Source organism: Nitrospira sp. M1 (assembly GCF_965152605.1).
Map to the genome: position 1 here is coordinate 2236223 of NZ_OZ224217.1, position 21645 is coordinate 2257867.

The 21645-nt window shown below is 48.1% G+C and carries 22 protein-coding genes; 15 read left to right on the top strand and 7 right to left on the bottom strand.

What is annotated here, in order from left to right; genetic code table 11:
* Window positions 1–46: 46 nt before the first annotated feature.
* Window positions 47–832 (bottom strand): hypothetical protein, encoded by a 786-nt coding sequence (locus ACWHX8_RS10170; protein ID WP_447971835.1) that lies wholly within the window; start codon window positions 830–832, stop codon window positions 47–49.
* Window positions 833–910: 78 nt separating this feature from the next.
* The gene (locus ACWHX8_RS10175) at window positions 911–1279 is read right to left on the bottom strand and encodes a DUF2784 domain-containing protein (RefSeq protein ID WP_447971836.1); all 369 of its coding nucleotides are present in this window, start codon (window positions 1277–1279) and stop codon (window positions 911–913) included.
* A gap of 192 nt (window positions 1280–1471) precedes the next feature.
* Here ACWHX8_RS10175 and ACWHX8_RS10180 point away from each other — a divergent pair, with 192 nt between their 5' ends.
* The 10 genes from ACWHX8_RS10180 to ACWHX8_RS10225 all read left to right on the top strand — a co-directional run bounded on the left by ACWHX8_RS10180 (window position 1472) and on the right by ACWHX8_RS10225 (window position 9919).
* Window positions 1472–2803: a SpoIIE family protein phosphatase gene (locus tag ACWHX8_RS10180; RefSeq protein ID WP_447971837.1), complete on the top strand. Its 1332-nt coding sequence runs from the start codon at window positions 1472–1474 to the stop codon at window positions 2801–2803.
* The gene (locus ACWHX8_RS10185; RefSeq protein ID WP_447968016.1) at window positions 2800–3237 is read left to right on the top strand and encodes an ATP-binding protein; all 438 of its coding nucleotides are present in this window, start codon (window positions 2800–2802) and stop codon (window positions 3235–3237) included. Before ACWHX8_RS10180 ends, ACWHX8_RS10185 begins: the two co-directional genes overlap by 4 nt.
* A 30-nt stretch (window positions 3238–3267) precedes the next feature.
* Window positions 3268–3600: an STAS domain-containing protein gene (locus ACWHX8_RS10190; protein WP_447968017.1), complete on the top strand. Its 333-nt coding sequence runs from the start codon at window positions 3268–3270 to the stop codon at window positions 3598–3600.
* Window positions 3587–4405, top strand: a complete 819-nt coding sequence (locus ACWHX8_RS10195; RefSeq protein WP_447968018.1) for an MlaE family ABC transporter permease — start codon at window positions 3587–3589, stop codon at window positions 4403–4405. The genes ACWHX8_RS10190 and ACWHX8_RS10195 overlap by 14 nt, the downstream gene beginning before the upstream one ends.
* 8 nt (window positions 4406–4413) lie before the next feature.
* Complete coding sequence (locus ACWHX8_RS10200) at window positions 4414–5226, top strand: ABC transporter ATP-binding protein (protein ID WP_447968019.1); 813 nt, start codon at window positions 4414–4416, stop codon at window positions 5224–5226.
* An 18-nt stretch (window positions 5227–5244) separates the two neighbouring features.
* Window positions 5245–6189, top strand: a complete 945-nt coding sequence (locus ACWHX8_RS10205) for an MlaD family protein (protein ID WP_447968020.1) — start codon at window positions 5245–5247, stop codon at window positions 6187–6189.
* 108 nt (window positions 6190–6297) lie between these two features.
* Window positions 6298–6936 (top strand): ABC-type transport auxiliary lipoprotein family protein, encoded by a 639-nt coding sequence (locus ACWHX8_RS10210; protein ID WP_447968021.1) that lies wholly within the window; start codon window positions 6298–6300, stop codon window positions 6934–6936.
* A gap of 163 nt (window positions 6937–7099) precedes the next feature.
* A complete protein-coding gene (locus ACWHX8_RS10215; RefSeq protein WP_447968022.1) occupies window positions 7100–8089 on the top strand; it encodes a hypothetical protein in 990 nt (329 codons plus the stop codon).
* Window positions 8090–8186: 97 nt separating this feature from the next.
* Window positions 8187–8774, top strand: a complete 588-nt coding sequence (locus ACWHX8_RS10220) for a VanZ family protein (protein ID WP_447968023.1) — start codon at window positions 8187–8189, stop codon at window positions 8772–8774.
* Window positions 8775–9025: 251 nt separating this feature from the next.
* Window positions 9026–9919 carry a sterol desaturase family protein gene (locus ACWHX8_RS10225; protein ID WP_447968024.1) on the top strand — a complete coding sequence of 298 codons (894 nt, stop codon included), beginning with the start codon at window positions 9026–9028 and terminating at the stop codon, window positions 9917–9919.
* A 198-nt stretch (window positions 9920–10117) separates the two neighbouring features.
* Here the strand turns inward: ACWHX8_RS10225 and ACWHX8_RS10230 are convergent, their stop codons facing one another.
* From ACWHX8_RS10230 to ACWHX8_RS10240, 3 genes are all read right to left on the bottom strand, one after another.
* Complete coding sequence (locus tag ACWHX8_RS10230; protein ID WP_447968025.1) at window positions 10118–10357, bottom strand: hypothetical protein; 240 nt, start codon at window positions 10355–10357, stop codon at window positions 10118–10120.
* A gap of 126 nt (window positions 10358–10483) precedes the next feature.
* Complete coding sequence (locus ACWHX8_RS10235; protein ID WP_447968026.1) at window positions 10484–10843, bottom strand: hypothetical protein; 360 nt, start codon at window positions 10841–10843, stop codon at window positions 10484–10486.
* 184 nt (window positions 10844–11027) lie between these two features.
* Window positions 11028–11393 (bottom strand): cupin domain-containing protein, encoded by a 366-nt coding sequence (locus ACWHX8_RS10240; protein WP_447968027.1) that lies wholly within the window; start codon window positions 11391–11393, stop codon window positions 11028–11030.
* 286 nt (window positions 11394–11679) lie between these two features.
* On the opposite strand from ACWHX8_RS10240, the gene ACWHX8_RS10245 reads away from it, so the two are divergent.
* The 3 genes from ACWHX8_RS10245 (at window position 11680) to ACWHX8_RS10255 (ending at window position 15041) form a co-directional block, all read left to right on the top strand.
* Entirely contained in the window at window positions 11680–13833 is a 2154-nt protein-coding gene (locus tag ACWHX8_RS10245; RefSeq protein WP_447968028.1) for a Tex family protein, read from the top strand.
* Window positions 13834–14233: 400 nt separating this feature from the next.
* Complete coding sequence (locus ACWHX8_RS10250; protein ID WP_447968029.1) at window positions 14234–14371, top strand: entericidin A/B family lipoprotein; 138 nt, start codon at window positions 14234–14236, stop codon at window positions 14369–14371.
* Window positions 14372–14708: 337 nt separating this feature from the next.
* Window positions 14709–15041, top strand: a complete 333-nt coding sequence (locus ACWHX8_RS10255; protein ID WP_447968030.1) for a hypothetical protein — start codon at window positions 14709–14711, stop codon at window positions 15039–15041.
* A gap of 471 nt (window positions 15042–15512) precedes the next feature.
* Here ACWHX8_RS10255 and pgm read toward each other — a convergent pair whose 3' ends face one another.
* Entirely contained in the window at window positions 15513–17165 is a 1653-nt protein-coding gene (gene pgm, locus ACWHX8_RS10260; RefSeq protein WP_447968031.1) for a phosphoglucomutase (alpha-D-glucose-1,6-bisphosphate-dependent), read from the bottom strand.
* 888 nt (window positions 17166–18053) lie between these two features.
* On the opposite strand from pgm, the gene ACWHX8_RS10265 reads away from it, so the two are divergent.
* Together ACWHX8_RS10265 and ACWHX8_RS10270 are read left to right on the top strand one after the other, a co-directional pair.
* Complete coding sequence (locus ACWHX8_RS10265; protein ID WP_447968032.1) at window positions 18054–19721, top strand: toll/interleukin-1 receptor domain-containing protein; 1668 nt, start codon at window positions 18054–18056, stop codon at window positions 19719–19721.
* Between the two features lie 588 nt (window positions 19722–20309).
* Window positions 20310–20801 (top strand): hypothetical protein, encoded by a 492-nt coding sequence (locus ACWHX8_RS10270; RefSeq protein WP_447968033.1) that lies wholly within the window; start codon window positions 20310–20312, stop codon window positions 20799–20801.
* A gap of 97 nt (window positions 20802–20898) precedes the next feature.
* On the opposite strand, the gene ACWHX8_RS10275 is transcribed toward ACWHX8_RS10270, so the two are convergent.
* A complete protein-coding gene (locus ACWHX8_RS10275; protein WP_447968034.1) occupies window positions 20899–21627 on the bottom strand; it encodes an alpha/beta hydrolase in 729 nt (242 codons plus the stop codon).
* Window positions 21628–21645 lie beyond the last annotated feature (18 nt).

The window sequence follows — 21645 nt, forward strand, 5'->3', positions numbered from 1 at the left end:
ACACAACCAGAATTCGGGTTGTGGACGTGCTAGTAATGCAGGAACATTATGAAGGATTAGACCCTGAAGTTTCATACACAAACCCAAGGTCTTGTTGTTCACCGCTCTTGAGGGTAAGCGTTTTTTCGAGATACCCCAGTGATGGGTGCCATGCGCTGACAGTATACGTCCCAGCCGGAATATTCGTAATCGTAAAGTGTCCCGTCTCATCTGTCGTCGAAAAGTAAGGATTGAGTGGAACAAGGATCCACGCTTGCATGAATCGATGTTGATCACATTCGACCTTTACCATGCCACTATTCCGAGTCGTCAGCTTCGCGGACTTTTCTTCGCCGGTTTCTAAATTAGAAAATGTAAACAATGGGATACGCCCGTTGCTCAACATTTCCCATCCGCGCAGCGGATGAAGCACTGAATCATTCATCATGACACGCAACTGTGAGCCGTCCATACCAGCCATCACGAGTTGATCAAACTGACACCGATTCACATTTAGTGTTGGGATTTTCTCAGGAGCAGACTTTCCTTGTTCCAGCCCTTGAATAAAGACTACAACATCCGCAACTTCATAAGCCGGTGAGACCCTTGCACGCGGTAGCAGCACGTTTCCCTCTTCATCCGCAATGGATTGACAGTGCTCCGGGTACGCTCCCATCGTCACTTGAAAGCTAAACGGAGGCGGTACTGGTCCGGATAGCGTCACGGTTCCACTCACCTCAGCACCATCGTTTACCGTAATTTCTTCATAGGCCAACACGACGTCATGTCCTGCTAAGGAGAGAATCGTCAGGAAGGCCACATATACAATTTTGTCTATCATCAACGTATGCACTGCATCACTCCTTATTCAACTACAACAGGATATCCAAACACTTCCATGATATGTCGGCGGTTCCACATGACGCATACTCTACATGACTGTTCCCCTTCGTGAATACACAAAACTATAGAGGCCAAGATTCAGAAGAACCACGAAAAGCCCAAGGTACCATTGTATCGATGGAGTCAGTCCGGCTGGATAGATGACCGGCATCAAATAGTGTTCAATAAACCCGCCTGAATACCCAGCCTCACCACTGCTCCGCCTTAGGCTGTTCTCAAGTGGCGTGAGGGGGCAGATCCAGCCGCCAAATTCAAGCGCGACAGCCCATAGCACAGCAGGGAGATGCAGCCAGGGAATCCAACGCCAACGCACACACAACAAGCCTCCTAGGAGCACAAAGAGAATGAACCCGAGGTGAAGCACGAGGACAAGGTCAGCGAATCCCTGAAACCACATGTGCGTGTTTCACATTCACAAAATGACGAGCATGAACATATCCAAAACTGAAAAAACAAAGAATCTGACTCCGGCCTATCATAAAAAGAAGACCTTTATCCGAAAACTATAGAAAGCAGCCTGCCAGGTTGTCTCTCATACGATTATAACCAGCATCATCATGCACTAACAAACACGAACGAAACGTATCGAATGCCAATGTCCCAATCGTTTCCATCCAATCAAGACGGACGAACAGAGCATGCCCCAAACTTCGGGAAAATTCTCCTGGTCGAACACATGCCAGACAACGTGGAAACACTGCTCCAATGTTTTTCGGCATTTGGATTTGAACTGATCGTCGCACAAGATGGCGAAACCGCCTTGCAACAATGTGAGTTGCTACAGCCTGATTTGATTCTGTTGGATGTCAATATACCTGGCATGAATGGGTTTGAAGTCTGTCGGCGGCTCAAGGCGCAAGATATCATTCATGACATTCCCGTCATTTTCATGAAATCTCCCGATGATCATGTCAGTCCAGTCAAAGGTTTTTCTGTCGGAGCCGTAGATTACGTCAATAAGCCGCTCCAATTAGAAGAAACATTTGCCAGAATGACCTCGCATTTAAAATTACGCCACCTACAAATACAACTCGAAGAGACGATTGTCACGCTTCAACAAGAAATCCGTGAACGTCAACGTGCAGAAGAAGCTGCCAGTCTCGCAATGAAACAGACTCAACAAGCCAACGAACGAATGAAGCAAGACCTGGCTGCCGCCGCACGTGTCCAACAAGCCTTACTGCCGGATGTCGCGCCGAACATCCCAGGGGCAACCTTTGCCTGGACCTATCGTCCCTGTGCAGAGCTGGGAGGTGATTCATTAAACGTGTTCTCCCTCAATGATCATCAAGTTGGCATGTATGTCTTAGACGTCACCGGACATGGTGTTCCAGCATCCTTGCTCTCGGTCACACTCAGTCGTGTCCTCATTCCACGCAATGATCCATCTTGTCTCTTTGTTCAGTCACACACGAAAAGTGAAATGCCCACTCTCACCTCTCCTGCTGAAGTCGCGACTCGCCTCAATGATATGTTTCCCATGAGCAAAGGTGAGCATCAATACTTCACCCTTGTCTATGGCATTCTCGACACACGGGACGGAACATTTCGATACGTCTGCGCTGGCCATCCACCGCCTATTGTATGCACGAATGATCAAGCTCCAATCATCGGTGAAGCTCCTAGCCTCCCAATTGGTCTTTTCGAAGACGAACAATATGAAGATTGCACGATACAACTTGAATCCGACTCTCGACTCTATCTGTACTCTGACGGCGTCATCGAAGCGATGAACTCACAACGAGAAATATTTGGCCAGGCCCGATTAGTTGCCGCGCTTCAACACACACGCCACATCAATCTCCAAGCAAGCGTCGAGTCCATCGCCACGGCTGCATCCAGCTGGACTCAGCATGGTCACATGCACGATGACCTTTCGATTCTTGCAGTGGAACATCCTTCAGGATCACACGACGCATGAACCATTTTGAAACACACACGTCTGATGATTATGCACTCGTCCACCGATTTCCAGCTCAGGCAAAGAACTTAAAAAACACACGGGCGAAGGTGCGAGCAACACTGACACAATTGGGATACTGTCCCGACACGATTGAGCAGGTCGTGATCGCCATTGATGAAGCCTGCCAAAACATCATTCGACATGCGTACGGACAGGAAACCGAAGAAACAATCATCTTGTATGTGCAACATCAGCAACATGACCTACATATTACCTTGCGAGACTATGCACCGCCGGTTGACGCCGATTGCATAAAGCTTCGTGACTTACGCGACATTCGTCCAGGAGGGCTCGGAGGACATTTTATCCATCACATTATGGATGATATCTCAGTGGAATGTGCACCTGATGGAAACGGCAATATTCTTCACATGCACAAGCGATTCACCTAATCTACCAGCGTTGATAAAAAGGGGAATTCTATGGAACATTCGATACACGCGCAGCCGGATGGTCACATTGTGTCCTTCAGTGGGGAAATCGATCTTGAGAATTCACCCGCAGCACGCACCCTACTCTTGGAGGTGATCGAACAAGCCACGAAAGTGTTTGTCGACCTCACGGCCGTGACCTACATGGACAGCTCAGGCATTGCCAGTCTGGTTGAAGCCTATCAACGGGCAAAAAAAACCGATGTGGCATTCGTGCTCATTTCGACAAGCCCAGCCGTCTTGCGTGTGTTGCAGATGGCACGTCTTGATAAGGTCTTTATGATTCACGAAACCTTGGAACATGCGCAACATGCCAACCTCTGAACTTCTCTCACATCCAATCATTCGAAAGGTCGAAGCCTTAGGACAGCGCACGATTCAATTGGTCGATTCAATTGGATTCGGAGCCTCACTCGTGTATCAAACCGGCTACTGGCTCCTGCTCGGTCGTCGCCATCACCAAGCGGTTCACCTTGCACCAATTGTTGCGCAAATCATGGAAGTTGGGATCCGGGCGATCCCCATTATTGCGCTTGTCTCTCTCACTATCGGCCTGATGCTGGCCATTCAAGGTATCGTGGCCCTCAAAGCGTTTGGGGCGGAGCAGCAAGTGACCTATGGCGTCGCACTTTCTGTCGTCAGAGAATTTTCTCCACTCATGACAGGAATTTTAGTGGCCGGACGATCTGGGGCGGCATTAGCCGCACGCCTGGGTACAATGACCATTCATAGTGAAGTGGACGCCTTGCGAGTCATGGGGGTGAATCCGATTCGTTTCTTAGTCGTTCCGAATTTCATCGCCATGCTCATCGTGCTTCCGGCTCTGACGTGGTTCTCGGATCTCATCGCGCTCAGCGGGGCGGGACTGTATATCACGACTGATCTTGGGATTTCATTCAGCAGATATCTTCAACAAACGATGTCTCTATTACACATACATGATGTCATGCATGGGTTAGGCAAAAGCCTTGTGTTCGGCGCACTCATCACCCTCGTCGGAGTCATTAATGGTTCATCTGTGACTGGAGGGGCAGAAGGTGTTGGACGCGTCACGACAAATGCTGTCGTACATTCGATCCTCGCGATTATTCTTGCAGACTTACTCATCGTCTTCATACTAACGAAATAATGAGAACTATGACGACTGAGACGAGCCACATGACACCGGTGATTGAGGTCAAAGACGTCGTCACGCATTATGGTTCCCGCAAAATTCTCAATCATGTGAACATCGATATTCAACCTGGAGAGATCATGGTCGTGATGGGAGGAAGTGGTTCGGGGAAAAGCACGTTATTACGGCATCTCATTGGGTTAGAACGCGTGAGCGCAGGATGCATTCGGCTTCTTGGCCAAAACATCGGAGAAATGAGTCATCATGAACTCACACGGTTTTACCGAAAATTGGGTGTGGCCTTTCAAGGAGGAGCCCTCTTCAGTTCAATGACGGTTGGAGAAAATATCATGCTTCCGCTTCGTGAACACACCAATCTGGACGAAAAGACCATGGCCATTATGGTACGCATGAAATTAGAAGTCGTCAATCTTGCAGGGTTCGAACATCTCATGCCATCTGAATTATCTGGCGGCATGCTCAAACGCGCAGCCTTTGCTAGGGCCGTCATCATGGACCCGGCCCTACTGTTTTGCGATGAACCCTCAGCGGGCCTCGACCCTGTCGTCTCTTCATCATTAGATGAACTCATCCTGCAACTCCGTGAGGCGCTCAACATGACAATTGTCGTCGTCACGCATGAGCTTGAGAGTGCATTTCGGATCGCCGACCGGATCACCGTCCTGGATAAAGGCGAGGTTCTCACCATCGGATCCGTCGATGAAGTGCGGGCCTCCACAAATACACGCATTCAAGATCTACTCAATCGACGCTTTGAAGAAACGACACTGGACCCCGATGAATATCTGGCACGACTCACAGGGGAACCCATCTAAGAACCTCGGGACTAACCTATGCGCGATTCTCGAACGAACTACCTCATCGTCGGCACCGTTCTTGTAACGTTGCTTGCGACATTAGTGGTGTGGCTTGGCATGCTGTCTGGGATAGCTCAGCCAACCAATCACTACTATCTCGAATTTGAGAATGTGATGGGTCTGACCGAAGGCGCGCAAATCCTCTACGAAGGCTATCCTGTTGGGGAGATTGAAACAATTCGATTCACTCGGCGATCAGATCTCTCGGTGTATCGATTAGGCATTGCGGTTCGCGAGGACTGGAATATTCCAAAGGATAGTCTCGCCGTCATCACCCAAGCCGGATTTCTTTCTGCCATGGTCATTGATATCCAGAACGGACGTTCACCTGAAATACTACAACCCGGCGATCGCATTCCTAGTCAAGGAGCCACGAATATCCTCACCACAATGACCTCGGTCGCTCATCAACTTGGAGAGCTGGCTAACACCAGTCTCAAACCGTTACTCAACAACCTCACTGACGGAACTGACTCACTGGGAATTCTGGCTCAAGATGCACCGGTTATTCTCGGCAATCTCAAAACCTTTACCGCCCAGTTAAACGGGACCACCAATCAACTGAACACACTCATCGCCCAAAGCGGAGGCCATGTCGATACGATCCTCAGCAATGTCGAATCCGCATCCGGTAATGTGTCGGATCTCACCACTGATTTTCGGAAAACCTCAAAGCGTGTAGACCGACTTGTCTATTCGATGAATACACTCTTAGTTAAAAATCAGCAACATATCGAGCAGTCGATCAGTGACCTCCATCACACATTGGAGGTCATGGCGAGTCATGCACAAGAAATCAGCTATAACCTCGAAGCCACGACACGAAACATGAATGAATTTACATCCGAGCTGAGACGAAATCCTGGAGTCATTATTCGCGGCAAACAATTTCGTGACGACCACGCCATTGTGCACGATTAATTCACGAATGAACGGAACTATCAGACAATGAGCCTGAATAGACCAATTAGGTCTGTTTTACGGATAGGCACACAACGTCAATTCATAGTCGATGAGTAGGGCATCATTATGCAACGTATGATCACACAATACATTTCGACACTCGTAATCGGTACAGCAGTACTCTTAGGGGGATGTGTCGGCGGACCAGCACCACAAGATCATTTTTATCGCTTAGAACTCCCGCCACCGGAATCATCATTCACCTCTCCCCTGTTACAAGGCACACTCCAAATCACTCGACCCTGGGCGGATGCTCTCACCAGCGAACGGCATTTGCTCTACCGTACAGCGACGGGAACCGCCCAAGTCCATCGTCATGCCTATCACCATTGGATCGACTCACCGACGCTGATCATACAACAACAAATCGCCCAGTACCTGCGTCATTCAGGCATGGCCACACACGTTGTCACGCCAGATTTGCGCGTCAAAGCGGACTACCGATTCTCATGCCGCATGACAAAACTCGAACGCCTTGTCGATGATTCACCACGCGTCATCATCGAAATGGAGCTTGGCTTGTCGCACATGCGAGAACGTGAAACCGTTCTGCTACGCACGTATCATGTTGAAGAACCCACGCACAGCTATGACATTGCTGCCGCAATTGAGGCCTATAATCATGCACTCACAAATATTCTTGATCAATTTCTCGCTGATACTTCGTCCTTACCTGTTGCCAGACCGGTAACACACCGGCCCTAACAAGGCGTCGACATTGAGAGCGGTATCGTCATAATAGGCATTCGAAAGATTCGTGTTCGTACCGCAGGAATCAACTCACACAATGATGATTGTCACATCCTTCAATGCTGTGAAAAAACGATAAACAATTACGCTCATACGTTTTCATACAACACATCACCATATGCAACTCGAACAAGCCCTCGCCACACGCATCCTGCTGAAAGACCACCATCCGCTTCATAGAAGGGTATTCTATGGAAAGCTGGCCATAGCCGTTGGACTGTTCTTCGTCATCATGGGCCTATCCATTCTTTTCATTCGCATGGGATGGATAGCTGGCTCTCCATTTCCAATCTATATCCCATTGTGGGTTCTAGGGGTTGGTGGTGGAACAGGTGTGAGCGGTGGCATCTGGCTCATCGTCTTTGGATTTGAAGACTTACAGCGTATTAGGAATAGGAAACATGGGCAACAACAGTTACCTACAACCCCTTGGCTCTGGGACTATCCTTGGCAAGCGTGGGGAAGCACCGACAATTATCTCAAGAGCGCCCTTCGAAGCCTTGCCGCACTTATCCTGTTCAGCCTGTTTCTTTCACCGTTTCATTGGATTGCCTTTTCCTGGGAAGAGCGTTCATTCTTTTGGCAGGGTATCGTAGGTCTGCTCGACCTCGTTATCATCTTGAGTGTGGGCGACCGATTCGTGGCGAAACTTAAACAATATCTCAGATTCGGCAATAGCCAACTCGCGTTTAACGATTTCCCCTTTTTCCTGGGAAATCCGATGTCCCTGACACTCAAAAATGTTCCCACGAATATCTCAACGTTTCACCTCACTCTGCGATGTATTGAGGAAGTCTACTTATCAGATCACGCACGACACGATACACGGTCGGTCGTCGTCTGCTATCAGTTATATCAAGACATCCAAATTCTAGAACCTGGCAATGGGCATGCCGAAGCTGACCTTGACATGCTCTGGATACTCCCAGACGATACCACCCTTTCCTCAACACCCAGCGAACGCCCAGCGACCTATTGGGAACTGGAAGTCACGGCAGAACAGCAGGGCGTGCACTATCAGAGCCGGTTTCTTTTACCCATCTATTCTGAACATATTGAGTCCACAGAACATGAATATGCTGATGAACATAAGGCGGCAACACAGTGAGAAGCCGCCCCCTTGCAAATGACCAGTCAGAGTGGTATCGGTACTATGTGCGGTGAGAAAGTCTGAGAACTACTCGAAACGAAATACACACCTGTTCATGAAGGAAATAGGGAAAAAGCCGGAGGTCAAAAGACCGCCAGGGAACACTACGGTCCCCCAAAACATCGTAATGACAACACAACCTTCCACGCCTCAGGATCAACGGACAGTCGCATTCATCTGTTATTGGCTTCCGTTATTTGTCTATGCCGGAGCGATTGTCTTCATCTCCTCATTATCAATGCCCAAAATGCATTTCGAAACATTCGCCCAGACCTATCTCTCAGTTTCAGTTAGCTTCTTTACGAAAATGAACGATAAAATCGTCCACCTCATTGAGTATACGATACTCGGCTTACTGACCTATCGAGCGATTCGATTCTCTTGGGGAAGGCAATTAGGGCCGTTTGCGGCGTTTCTCACCGTCATCGTTGTTGCACTATTCGGGTGCACGGATGAGTTCCATCAATGGTTTATCCCACTGCGCAGCACTGAAGTCCTAGATCTTCTGGCAGACATTGTAGGGAGTGTTGTTGGCATTGCATGTTGGGAGTGGGGCCGAACTCTACCAGCTATTCGACTGCTCGAAGAACAACTCCCGTTCAAACTCCAACTCATTAAAAGTCTTGCAGCATCAAAGTTTTAACGCACCCGCCTCGTCTTTATCACGTCAGGAAGACGCATCCGACTCACTGACGCCAGTTTCGTCACAATTGATCGATCCTATCTCACCCTGGACCATCGATCTTCCAGATTTTTGTCTGGAACACAGAACTTCCCTACCCGCTTGAGCGAGCCAAGCAACACACATCCATTAAGAATGTAATGAAAGTGACCGAAATATATAAGAATACACAACCAGATTGTTCACGAACCCCAACTGAGCAAACGTCCTGAGTGAACACTGACCTTCTCATTCGCATATCAGCCTTCCTCGGTATTCTCATCTTGATGGGATGCTGGGAATCCCTCGCTCCACGACGGCAAACTCCTTCACAGAAATCAACACGTTGGGTGATTAATTTAGGGATCTCCGGCATCAATGTCCTGGTCCTGCGCATGCTCTTTATGTCCGGGGGAATCGGGACGGCGATCTTCGCTGAAACAACCGGATGGGGATTCTTCAACCTTGTCATGTGGCCAGAGTGGGTCGAAAGTCTCATTGCCCTTATCATGCTCGATCTTGTTGTGTACGGACAGCACGTACTCTTTCACACTATTCCATTTTTATGGAGTTTCCATAAAGTGCATCATTCCGATACCGCACTCGATGTGACCACCGGCGTACGCTTTCATCCAGGCGAGATGGGCATCTCGATGCTCATCAAAATGGGAACGATTATCGTCATTGGCGTCTCACCGGGTGTGGTACTGATATTTGAAGTCCTGCTCAATGCGACAGCCATGTTTAACCACAGCAATATTCGAATTCCGTTGTCGATGGACCAGTGGCTTCGATGGCTTGTGGTCACACCGGATATGCATCGTATACATCATTCGGTACTCGCAGAAGAGACCAATCGTAACTATGGGTTTAATCTGTCATGCTGGGATCGTGCTTTTCGGACCTACCAGCGTAACCCATCTCTGGGCCATGAGTATATGCCACTCGGTCTCGAACAGTTTAGAAATCCGACGCAACTCACCGTCCTACGCCTCCTGGCTTTACCGTTCATCAAGGAACCAGAACACAAACCTCTCAACCACGGAGTCGGCGATACAGATTCGTATGCCATTCCCCACAGTCGTATCAAAAACACCGTAAAACCTGCAGTAAAAGTCTTAACGTAGAAACACGAGCATACCAATGTCGACCCTGAAAGATCCTCAAGGCTCTACAGCATTCACGCAATGCTCGTGTCTTGTGAACTATACCGAATCCTCATATCAGTATGCTTGACCACGATACATGCAAGGCCTCGTGGTCCTCACATACATTTGAAATCATCACTCAATACGTCACCCTACCCTGCTCACAACAGCCTACGACTACAACAGTATATGTGAGCGAAGCTTGAGTACAGCATACGGAGCAAGGTAATAGGCCAAGACGGAAAGGCCCACGCCCCAAACTGCGCCGGATAATCCACGAAGAAAGACGCCAGCCAGTGGAAGAACAAACACGATGAAAATCATCGCAATCGCGATGCGGGTATGTTGTTCGTAAAAACGCAGGCGGTGAGCACTTTGTAAGGAGGCACCAAATGACACATCAGACGATATGGGCATGAGGTTAGGACAGGTACCTAGAGGATGTAAGAAATGGACCAGTCGAAATGGGCCTTACGCGCAGCTATGCTGTCACGAATTACCAACAGGATGTTTCGGGGATATTGAAGCGGAGACCTAGGCCCCCTAACTTTCCATCATCTCTAACCGTGCATCAAACTCATGCCCACAACTCACACATCGAATACAGTCGGATTCCACAATGGGTTCATCATCCCGGATACCCATACCTCCACAATCCGGACATTGCGTGAGATGCATGACTTCGTCTTGAAGGTTTTCATATCGTGTCCCGCGCAGGCAGTAAATCGGTTGCCCATCTAGCATCCACGGCTGACAAGCTTTATTGACAACTGGCAACGCGATGTAATGATGATTGGCATAATCTTGAATGGCTTCATGCGTCGTCAACTCACCTTTGATGAGTACCCCTGTTTTTGCGTCGTAAATTCCATCATCTTTCACCACGGCTTTCGTTGGTCCCATCTGGCACCTCCATGTGAAATTGTGAAGAAAACCGACTTCTATGCTTGAGATAGTATGCCATATTCGTCTATGCCAAGAAATAGAGAGATGCGCTTAGGCAAGCGTGTCACCATCGACAGCGTAACGGATCATACGCACATCCCCAAAATGTGAAATACAGGCAACAGAGACGACCGAGGACCTTTTACTCAGGATCTCGATGAACCGTGTCAGGAGAAAAAGCTGGTACGCAGACGGCAACATACTCCGCCCCACCCTCCTCAGGTGAGCTATACCGAACCCACTCTCCCGGTGAGCATACAATGGCTTGCCCAGCACGAACTTCAATGGTTCCCTGCTCATGCTCGACACGAAGCATGCCTCTGAGTACCACAGTCGTTTCGGTGAAATCTGGACGTTGGCCCGGTTCCACCCAGCCTTGCGGCGACACCATCCGCGCCACGCTGATGGATTCGTCGTGAGTCGCGACTCGTCCTGCATATTCCTCAATACGTTTTGGTTTATTGCCCGCTGCGGTAATCACTGACGGTTGTTCAATCACTCGTGGCATGAGAAGATCCTCCACAATCCATCGATAGCATGTTGGCCGAAAGCCTAGTCGGCCAATCTACGCATGTCAAGAAATCGCTGGAGAATACAGTGACGAGATTCTAGATATGAACGCACAGTGTAGCGTTGACTGTAGCCGATAACCATTCCACGCCATTTCTATTCCATGACCACATGAACCTCAGTCAACAATGAGGTGCAACTATCGGAATTTATGTGAAATGGCTAGAGCCTATGTTATGTTGAGATCGTATATTCCCTTCCAATAACAAGGATATCTGAACACTATGCAATCAGAAGTACATGACAACACCATCGCCTCGGAACTCGGTATTCACAGCAAACAAGTGGCAGCTACGGTGGAACTGCTCGATGACGGTGCAACGGTCCCGTTTCTCGCACGCTACCGAAAAGAAAAAACCGGTGGGTTAGATGAAGTAGTAATTACGTCTATTCGTGATCGAGTCGCACAACTGCGCGAATTAGATAAACGACGCGCAGCGATTTTGGCTTCGCTTGAAGAACAAGGCAACCTCACAGATGATCTCCAGAGTCAGATTCACAACGCGCATACGATGACAGATTTAGAAGATCTGTATCTGCCTTACAGACCGAAACGCCGTACCCGTGCCATGATTGCGAAAGAAAAAGGTCTTGAGCCTCTAGCCCAAACCCTTTGGGCGCAAGGTGCCGACATAAATCTCGAAACGGAATCAGCTCAATATCTCAACCCAGACCAGGGCGTAGAGTCGGGAGATGACGCCTTGGCCGGCGCACGCGATATTATGGCTGAATGGATTAACGAAGATCAGCAGGCTCGCGCCTCCATGCGTGCGTTGTACTTGGAACACGGGATGTTCAAAACCACGGGGATGCGCGGCAAAGATGTGCAAGGGAGCAAGTATCGGGATTATGCCGAATGGGAGGAACCCGTGGCCACCGCCCCCTCCCATCGCGTACTCGCCATGCGTCGAGGGGAACAGGAAGGGTATCTGACCTTTCGTGTGATCGTCCCTGAAGCCGCAGCCCGCGCGCTTCTCCACCGTCTCTTCCTCAAAGGCAAGGGGCCAGCATCGGATCAGGTGACATTGGCCATTCAAGACAGCTTTACTCGCCTGTTATCACTCTCGATGGAAACGGAGACCCGTGTGGCGACCAAATCTCGTGCGGATCAAACGGCCATTGAGGTCTTTGCGCAAAACGTACAGCAATTACTGATGGCCTCACCTTTAGGTCAGAAACATGTGTTAGCCATCGATCCGGGATTTCGCACAGGATGTAAAGTGGTCTGCCTCGATCGTCAAGGCAATTTCCGTCATACTGAGACCATCTATCCGCATCAGGGAGCTGCGGCCACTGCCAAAGCGGGAGAAACCGTGATTGCGCTATGCACGCGTTTCCAGATTGAAGCCATTGCCATTGGGAATGGAACCGCAGGGAGGGAAACTGAGACGTTTGTTCGTACGTTATCCTTACCGGCAGCTATTCCCCTCGTGATGGTCAACGAAAGCGGAGCATCAGTCTATTCTGCCTCAGCCGTGGCTCGTGAAGAATTCCCTGATCAGGATGTGACGGTACGCGGAGCGGTGTCAATCGGTCGACGCTTGATGGATCCGTTAGCTGAACTCGTAAAGATCGACCCCAAAGCCATCGGAGTTGGGCAGTATCAACACGATGTTGATCAAACGATTTTAAAACAACGTCTTCAGGATGTGGTCATTAGTTGTGTGAATCGGGTTGGCGTGGACGTCAACATGGCCAGTCCACAACTCCTTACCGCCGTGTCTGGCGTGGGGCCGCAACTGGCGACAAATATCGTGGCCTATCGACAGGAACATGGCCCATTTGAAAGCCGTACGGCATTAAAGAACGTCCCACGTTTGGGGGCGAAAGCGTATGAGCAAGCCGCAGGATTTTTACGTATTCCAGAAGGTGAACATCCGTTAGACGGCAGTGCCGTCCACCCTGAGCGGTACCCTGTCGTTCATGCGATGGCCAAAGATTTGGGCTGTACCGTACAAGAATTGATGAAAGACCCGGATCGGCAAAAAACCATCGACCTCAATCGATACATCACAGAGGATGTCGGAAAACCGACGTTGACGGATATTCTAACCGAACTGGCCAAGCCAGGCCGTGATCCACGCGAACAATTTGAACCGGTACGATTCGATGAAGGCGTGCAAAGCATCGAACAAGTTGAACCCGGCATGATTCTCTCCGGTGTCGTTACGAACGTGACGGCCTTTGGCGCTTTTGTCGATATTGGCGTACATCAAGATGGCCTCGTCCATATCAGTCAGCTTGCCAATCGGTTTATTAGTGATCCGAACACCGTTGTCCAAGTCAATCAGCAGGTCAAAGTGACGGTTATGGAAGTCGATATTCCACGCAAGCGCATAGCGTTGTCGATGAAGGCCGTTCCAATCGGCCAGACGTAAGAACACTTAACGTTTTTAAAAATTTAAATGTCAAGAACCCATGCAGGATTCAGTTCTTTGGAAGGAAAAACCAAGGGAGAATATTTAGAGTATTTGGAGTGAATGATATCAAGGAATCATGTGGGCGACCTTAGACAAAAAGGTCTCGCATGGTTCGGACTTATCCATATCTCAACTCTCGTGAGTAGTGCTATTGTATTCTCGCTACTTAACACAAAGGATTTGTGCGTCGCGAAGAAAACTCACCAGATTATAGCGAAACCAAATAACTTCCAACCGAATTGACATCATGTACACAGCGCAAAAACACACCTCGTACAGACGGAAGTAAATTGGAACGGCTATAATGCTAAACTGGTGGGCGTGATTTATTCATTCTATTCATCATAAGGAGATTCACATGCCGACAAAGAAGATCGGAGCTTGGGGAATGTTGTTGCTAGCCGTGTTTTTGTTTTCCACTGGATGTAATACCCTAGAGGGTGCCGGCGAAGATATCCAAGACGCTGGTGAAGAAATGGAAGATGCAGCGAATTAAATAGCCTTGCACAACGAGCATAGCGGAATTCCTTAATCCTGCATTGAGGAATTCCGCTTGAAATAGTAACCCCATCGATCTCCTCTTCTCAGTTATCCGCTCATGCATCTGCTGAATTCATCAAGGACTGAGTTGTCGTGTTGATTTCCCTATACCGAGTGTTCTTGAATACTGATCAAGATGTGTAAAAATCATATGATAATCAGCACCTCATACAAAAGGGTTGAATATCGCTGTCGCTTCATCGTCACGGCTTTGACACACGTCAACGGGTACAGCATATTGTGTAGAGTCATTCGTCAAAGTTGATGGTGTGGAGTAAAATAAGGATATGTTTATGGCTACATGGTTCATTCCAGCGCTCAAGGCAGTGCTTCCACACATCGGGACAATTATTTCGGCCACGGCTCCAGCTTTTACAAAAAAAGGAGCGAATGCCACAGCGGATCAAACCGACGTCTTGCAAAAACAGATTCGTGAGTTACAAGCGGCCGCCTCTCAAAACGCCACCCATGTCAAAGAACTCGCCGAACAATTGCAACACACCGTTGCCGCGCTCGAACAGTCTGCCATAGAGACCAAATCACATTATCAACGCGCCTTCCAGTTCAGTCTTGCGGCGATGATCATTTCCCTCGGTTCAGTCATATTTCACTTACTGGCCCCCTAGCGCCTCAGGGCGTCAGCGTCTCAAGATCGACCACTTCAGGAAACCCATAGAGAATCGACTCCTCTATAGCCATTTCCAATAACTTCCGCTGATTCAAACGTTGTACAGCGCGGAGCTATAGCCGATCCATGAACTTCGATACCTTGAAGTCCTTATAGCCGTTCCAATTTACTTTAGTCTGTACGACGTGTGTTTTTGCGCTGTGTATATGATGTCAATTCGGGTGGAAGTTATTAGGTTTCGCTATAATTCCGCAGGGAAAGTCAGGGTGGCTCAACTAGACTTGGACACCTATAATCCAGAGGGCAGTTGGATTATTGAGTGATGATGTCAAATGTATGTGAAGACCACGAGGCCTTGCATGTATCGTGGTCAAGCATACTGATATGAGGATTCGCTATAGTTCTATTTTTCCGTTTGGAACGTATTTGGATTCGCTATACATATTCTGACTTGAGATGTCACCTCCTACTATGATGCCGACGCCAAGACCTTTGCAATCAAAGCCTGCGCTTCTTCTTGAATTGCTCTGAGATGCGGCTCGCCTCGAAAGCTCTCTGCATAAATCTTATAGACATCTTCCGTTCCCGACGGGCGAGCGGCAAACCATCCATTTTCGGTCATTACTTTCAAGCCACCAATCGCACTGCCCGTTCCCGGCGCCTCGGTCACAATGTTGGTGATCTTCTCCCCCGCTAATTCCGATGCCTGAATCTGCTGAGGCGTCAGTTTCTTGAGAATGGCCTTCTGCGCAGGCGTGGCTGGCGCATCAATGCGTTCGTACACTGGAGTTCCTAGCTCTTTCGTGAGATCGAGATACAGTTGCCCCGGATCACGACCGCTAGAAGCCATCATCTCTGCCGCCAACAGATCCATGATGATTCCATCTTTGTCCGTTGTCCACACCGTTCCGTCACGACGAAGGAACGAGGCCCCGGCACTCTCTTCACCCCCAAAACCAATAGAGCCATCACGCAGTCCATTCACAAACCACTTAAATCCGACCGGTACTTCAACGAGACGTCGTCCTAACTTGGCAGCCACTCGATCAATCATCCCGCTACTAACGACCGTCTTCCCAACCGCAGCATCCTTCCCCCAGCCAGAGCGCTGGGTGAACAGATAAGAAATAGCCACCGCGAGATAATGGTTGGGATTCATTAACCCCGCACTCCGGGTCACAATCCCATGCCGGTCGTGATCGGTATCATTCGCAAACGCAATATCAAAACGATCCTTCAAGGCAATAAGCCCGGCCATGGCATGCGGGGAAGAGCAGTCCATACGAATCTTCCCATCCCAGTCCAGGTTCATAAAGCGAAACGTGGGATCCACCTCTTCATGCACGACAGTAACGGCAAACTGATATCGCTCGGATATGGGTCCCCAATAGGCCACACCCGCTCCACCAAGCGGGTCAACTCCAATGGACAGTTGCGCACCCCGGATCAGTTCCATGTCGATTACTGAGCCTAAATCTTCAACAAACGAACCCACATAGTCATACGGCTTGGTGGTCGATGCACGGCAGGCCTTCTCATACGAAATGCGTCTCACCCCGCGTAGGTCATCCGCCAGTAACGCATTGGCTTGTTTTTCAATCCACGCAGTCACGTCGGAATCAGCCGGACCGCCATGGGGCGGGTTGTACTTAAATCCGCCATCTTCAGGTGGGTTATGTGAAGGAGTAATCACGATGCCATCGGCGACTCCTCGCTTCCGGTCTCGATTGTAGGTCAGGATGGCATGGGAAATAACCGGAGTCGGCGTGTACCCGTTATCACGGTCCACCATCACCACTACACCATTGGCAGCCAACACTTCCAGCGTACTGACCAACGCAGGCTCTGAAAGCGCATGCGTATCCATTCCTAAAAAGAGCGGTCCGTCAATGCGCTGTTGCTGACGGTACAGACAGATAGCCTGAGCCGTTGCAAAAATATGAGCTTCATTAAATGACAGCTTCAACGAGGAACCACGATGCCCCGATGTCCCGAAAGCTACTCGTTGCTCGGGCACCGACGGGTCTGGACGACCGGTGTAATAGGCGGTTACTAATCGAGGAATATTGGCAAGCATGGAAGGTTCGGGTGGTTTTCCAGCGAAGGGGCTGAGGTTTTTCATACAATCTCCACGTTCAGAAAAAGGTAAACATCACAACGCTTGAGGTTTCAACGAGACAAGACAGACCATACCGATATTCACCAACATATTCAAAGGTACTCACCTTCTTCACTTTAGCCTTAGGTCTTTCGGGGTAATCATCTATCTGAAAACTATTGATACCTTTGTCGGTACATCAAGGTAGATTTGCCCATATCAGTCTGCTCACCAATTGGAATGTCGGCAATCCCAATAAGTTTGTGCAGATTACACATTAGACAATCCACGAAAATACATTTCACTCTCAATTAAAACAGTTCGAAGCAAGACAAACTGATCAATCTTTCCCTCACTCAATCTTTCCCTCACTCAATATTCCCCCTCTACGGAAAGAAGCCAAGGGAGGATAATAGTGAGTAACATTCGTCGATACTCGAACATAGTTTACACAGGAATTAAATGATGTAAGACAGAAACAGATGTGAAACCTACCTCGATGGTAGGACATGGTGGTCCTTCACTCCAGATCACAAGGAAGAATATAACAAAATATACATTCAAACAGACTATCTAGTTACGTTCCTTTCTTCCTCTTAAGGCACCCACCTCAATAATAATTGGGAGTAAATACAAATACCCTGGAATTCTCCCTTGAACCTAGACTCTCATAAAAAAATGTCAAAATTCAAACTATCAATTTAGATACAAAATGTATCTTTCTTGCAAGTAGCCTAGGTCTTTCTAGGAAGTCATCATTTTTAAAGTAAGGAAAAACTATTTTTTTACGCAGTATTATACAATGGTCTACTTTGTGCACTTTGTTTCCTCAAGAACAATCAATGAGATACCGTTCAGCATTATCATCTAGCCACCAACATTGTCAGCAAGGCATTAGAAGGAGCAGGAACCATGTCAGTTACAACCGACATAAGTAACCTTTCAAGCAATTCTGAGATATCACAAGTGATTGCGGCTGACCTTCAACAACTAAAAGTGTTCATTAGCCATCGGCATGCTGATGGTGAATTTGCTTCCGTTATTACAGAAAGACTACGAGAATGGGGATTCAGTACAGATCACATTTTTGCTTCTTCGAGACCCGAAGGGGGTGTAGTTCCTGGGGACAATATTGAACAAAGCGTTAAGGAAAACCTTAGTAACTGTAATTTATTAATTCACATCTTTACACGTTCAAGCCACAACTGGCAGTGGGTCGCTCGAGAAATTGGAATAGCTGAAACACTCTCGAATCCTCCACGTATCGTTACATTTCAGATCTTTGAAGATGAACCGAGCATTGGACAATCAAGTATGAGAGTCCCTTTAGAGGAAATTGAAATACGTCGTTTTGTACATTCGCTTTTCACCAAAGATAGCTTCTTCCCTGGGCATCCTCCAGTTTCCCCTGATCCTGAAGAGGAAGGGTTCAAAAAACAGAGCCATAACGATTATATCGAAAATCAGAGCCAGCAGCTATATCTGCAGCTGAGTGAAACCGCAACCAAGTTAGGTTCAGCAGACTTAAAACCTGTAAACCAAACAGTGCCCGAACTGAGCATCTTTATTTCTTCTCGAGTGGAAGATATTGCATTAGCTGAAAAGTTAAAAGATAAGATTGAGAGTTGGAGCTTTTTCAAAGTCATGTTGTCGCATTCAAAGAAACCTTCGGGAGAAACTGTGAGTTCTTCTGGTCGCGAAATCGTCAATTTCCTTTGGGAATGTCACCTTGTTATTTTATTGTTCACCGACACAAATGCTGATTGGGGCCAATGTGATTCTGAGATCGGTACGGCACATGGCCCTCAAGTTCCGACCAATACAATAGTGCTTCAAGTCCTGGAAGACTCACCAAATATTCGGATTCCAGCTGGGATGTGTCATTTCTTTGTGGACACGCGTAATATATTAGAAGTACAAAAATTCATTGATAATCTATTCCATAAACCTAATTTCTTTCCTGGTTATGCCGCAGTTCAGCTCGAAAAATCACAACCGTGGAAAGCCTATACCAAAAGTGAGGCTAATGATCTGTATGCCATGCTGGAAGAGCATAGGAGTAAGCCAATTTCTGAACGTAAACCAGAGCCATATGAGGAAGAACCGAGATGGTCACAGATCTGTTTCCGTCTTTCCTATGAGAACTATACTAAATGCCTAGAACACGACACCAAATCTGAAAAGCAAGACTTCGCTCAGATACTAAGACAATCTCTTACAGTTTCAGGTGGAATTGACTTTGGACTGAGGCATTTTGGTTTCACAGATTTAGAGAAAACTATCGAAGACAATATCACATTAGATCAGATGTTCCAGTACTGGAAGTCTACCACTAATGATCCAAATTCAAACATGGAATGGGCCGACGAACTAGCGAGTGAGATTTGGGCATTTCGTATTGGCAAGGGAGGATATAATCTAACCTGGAAACCATTCCACAACTTGAATGCACAAGCACCATGTTATGTGTATCCCGTCGTAACAAGCGTCGAAAAATACCATGATGAATCACGTACCTACACTATTCATCTATTCGTTATCCCCGAACGAATTTTGAAAGATGATCAACCTCGTGCTTAGCTTCAAGATGCCTTATGGGTCATATCTGGAGTACAACTCACAAGCGTACGTATAATCTATCCTACTAGAATTTATCGATATCAGCAGGCATCAAAATGACCTCGACATATCAGTCGGCTCATCAATTGATTGGCCAGGATTCAACTACCATCATACCAAGTCAAACCCCTCATTTTAGAAGGCGACATTTCACACAAACGTCTAGGGTTATACATGAAAGCCGTTTTAGACAAAAGGACTTGAGCAATTTTAGAATTTTTTGCAGAGAACGTTGTCTTTGGAAAGGGTAAGGAAAGAACGGTATCATTTTGATAATTACGACAAATTTACCCTCCATCACTGTCTGTATCAGGGGCCATTTCGTGATATACGCAGACAACGCAGTGGACAAGAGCTATACTATAGCGAATCCAAATAAGTTCCAGTTAAACCATGAAGACTTTCAACGCGGTATCAAACGCTTCAAGGGTACGGAAGTTAATTGAATCGGCTATAGACTCCATATGATTGACCTACTAATGATGTAGTCTTATCCCTACACTCATGCTTAAAATCCACGCATAACTCAAATTTCTCAGGAGACTCCAATTGTCATTTCCAACTGTATTCTCAAAATATCTTGGCCGAATCGCTCTTGTACTCTGGTTGATCAGCGCTGGGGTACTGGGTTGGGTTTTTATCAATGGAGCAACGGCTCCTTCTCCCGATGGTCGAACCGCTGTGCTGCTTACGCCAGTCGAACGTGACTTTATTCTGACGGAAATGCGGCAACTGTTACGGGCTGTGAATGGGATCGTGACGGGATTGAGTGATACTGAGCCAACTCAAGGACATGCACAAGCAGCAGAAGCTGCCCGCTCGGCAGGGATGAAGATGGCGGCCGATGACAATCTCACCCTCCTGCTCAAGCTTCCACTTCCTATGAAGCAGCTCGGAATGTCGGTACATCGTGATTTCGACGAACTGGCAGATATAATCATTGCTGGGACAACAACTCAGCACATCCTTCAGCGCTTATCGGCTATCACGAGCAAATGTCTAACATGCCACGAGATGTATCAACTCAAAGAGGAAAAATGAATGGCAGCACTGCCCTAAAAGCTATGCGACGGCTCATCTCTCTATCCCGACAATGTTGCTGATTGGATTTCGCTGCCTCATCTGAAACAAGACGGACTTAACTGCCTCCGACCTGCCCCCGAACCCATTCATGTACGATCTTGACCATCTCCAGTGTGTGCTCGGAGAACACGTGGTCTGCCTCTTCGATCTGTACGAGCTGCTTGGGGTCATTGGCTTGTTCGTAAATGTCGAGCGAGTCCTGGAAGGGAACCACGTCATCCTCGGTTCCGTGGACAAGCAGCCAGGGAACCTGAATTGACGGAGCGCGGGGAAGAACGGTTCCAATGGCCTCGGTGTCATCAATAAACGCCTGCGACAGCGGACATGTCGGCTCGTCCCACATACAGCCCGTATCCGGCGTCACATCACTGAACTCGCGCTGCGTGAATGCTTTCGTATGCACCATTCCGGCAAGTGAAACGAGTCCGACAATGCGAGTGTCAGTGCTTGCCCGAAGAACTCCGACAGCTCCGCCCATGCTATGCCCAACATACAGGATGTTCCATCCGGCAAGCGCGTCGATCACGCAACCCAGGTCTTCCACTTCCTTTGAGATCGTGGAGTCCGCGAATCGTCCTTCCGAATTGCCGTTGCCGGAAAACGACATTCTGAGCGCTGGAATACCGTCGGTTGACAATGCTTCAGCCAGCGCAACAACAAATGGGCGATCTTTATTGCCCGTGACCCCATGCCCCATAATAACGATATCCTTCTTCTCTGGATCGCCTCGATGGAATGTATAGTCGATCCTTTCACCTTCAATATTGCGAATGATTCCAAACATGATTTCCCCTGTGATCCG

Bases quoted from the DNA above. Each gene is read 5' to 3' on its own strand.
- ACWHX8_RS10250 (WP_447968029.1), top strand. From the start codon at position 14,234: ATGCCGACAAAGAAGATCGGAGCTTGGGGAATGTTGTTGCTAGCCGTG.
- ACWHX8_RS10190 (WP_447968017.1), top strand. From the start codon at position 3,268: ATGGAACATTCGATACACGCGCAGCCGGATGGTCACATTGTGTCCTTC.
- ACWHX8_RS10230 (WP_447968025.1), bottom strand. From the start codon at position 10,357: ATGCCCATATCGTCTGATGTGTCATTTGGTGCCTCCTTACAAAGTGCT.
- pgm (WP_447968031.1), bottom strand. From the start codon at position 17,165: ATGAAAAACCTCAGCCCCTTCGCTGGAAAACCACCCGAACCTTCCATG.
- ACWHX8_RS10210 (WP_447968021.1), top strand. From the start codon at position 6,298: ATGCAACGTATGATCACACAATACATTTCGACACTCGTAATCGGTACA.
- ACWHX8_RS10185 (WP_447968016.1), top strand. From the start codon at position 2,800: ATGAACCATTTTGAAACACACACGTCTGATGATTATGCACTCGTCCAC.
- ACWHX8_RS10180 (WP_447971837.1), top strand. From the start codon at position 1,472: ATGCCAATGTCCCAATCGTTTCCATCCAATCAAGACGGACGAACAGAG.
- ACWHX8_RS10275 (WP_447968034.1), bottom strand. From the start codon at position 21,627: ATGTTTGGAATCATTCGCAATATTGAAGGTGAAAGGATCGACTATACA.
- ACWHX8_RS10235 (WP_447968026.1), bottom strand. From the start codon at position 10,843: ATGGGACCAACGAAAGCCGTGGTGAAAGATGATGGAATTTACGACGCA.
- ACWHX8_RS10200 (WP_447968019.1), top strand. From the start codon at position 4,414: ATGACGACTGAGACGAGCCACATGACACCGGTGATTGAGGTCAAAGAC.
- ACWHX8_RS10255 (WP_447968030.1), top strand. From the start codon at position 14,709: ATGGCTACATGGTTCATTCCAGCGCTCAAGGCAGTGCTTCCACACATC.
- ACWHX8_RS10220 (WP_447968023.1), top strand. From the start codon at position 8,187: ATGAAGGAAATAGGGAAAAAGCCGGAGGTCAAAAGACCGCCAGGGAAC.
- ACWHX8_RS10175 (WP_447971836.1), bottom strand. From the start codon at position 1,279: ATGTGGTTTCAGGGATTCGCTGACCTTGTCCTCGTGCTTCACCTCGGG.
- ACWHX8_RS10265 (WP_447968032.1), top strand. From the start codon at position 18,054: ATGTCAGTTACAACCGACATAAGTAACCTTTCAAGCAATTCTGAGATA.
- ACWHX8_RS10245 (WP_447968028.1), top strand. From the start codon at position 11,680: ATGCAATCAGAAGTACATGACAACACCATCGCCTCGGAACTCGGTATT.
- ACWHX8_RS10240 (WP_447968027.1), bottom strand. From the start codon at position 11,393: ATGCCACGAGTGATTGAACAACCGTCAGTGATTACCGCAGCGGGCAAT.
- ACWHX8_RS10215 (WP_447968022.1), top strand. From the start codon at position 7,100: ATGCAACTCGAACAAGCCCTCGCCACACGCATCCTGCTGAAAGACCAC.
- ACWHX8_RS10205 (WP_447968020.1), top strand. From the start codon at position 5,245: ATGCGCGATTCTCGAACGAACTACCTCATCGTCGGCACCGTTCTTGTA.
- ACWHX8_RS10195 (WP_447968018.1), top strand. From the start codon at position 3,587: ATGCCAACCTCTGAACTTCTCTCACATCCAATCATTCGAAAGGTCGAA.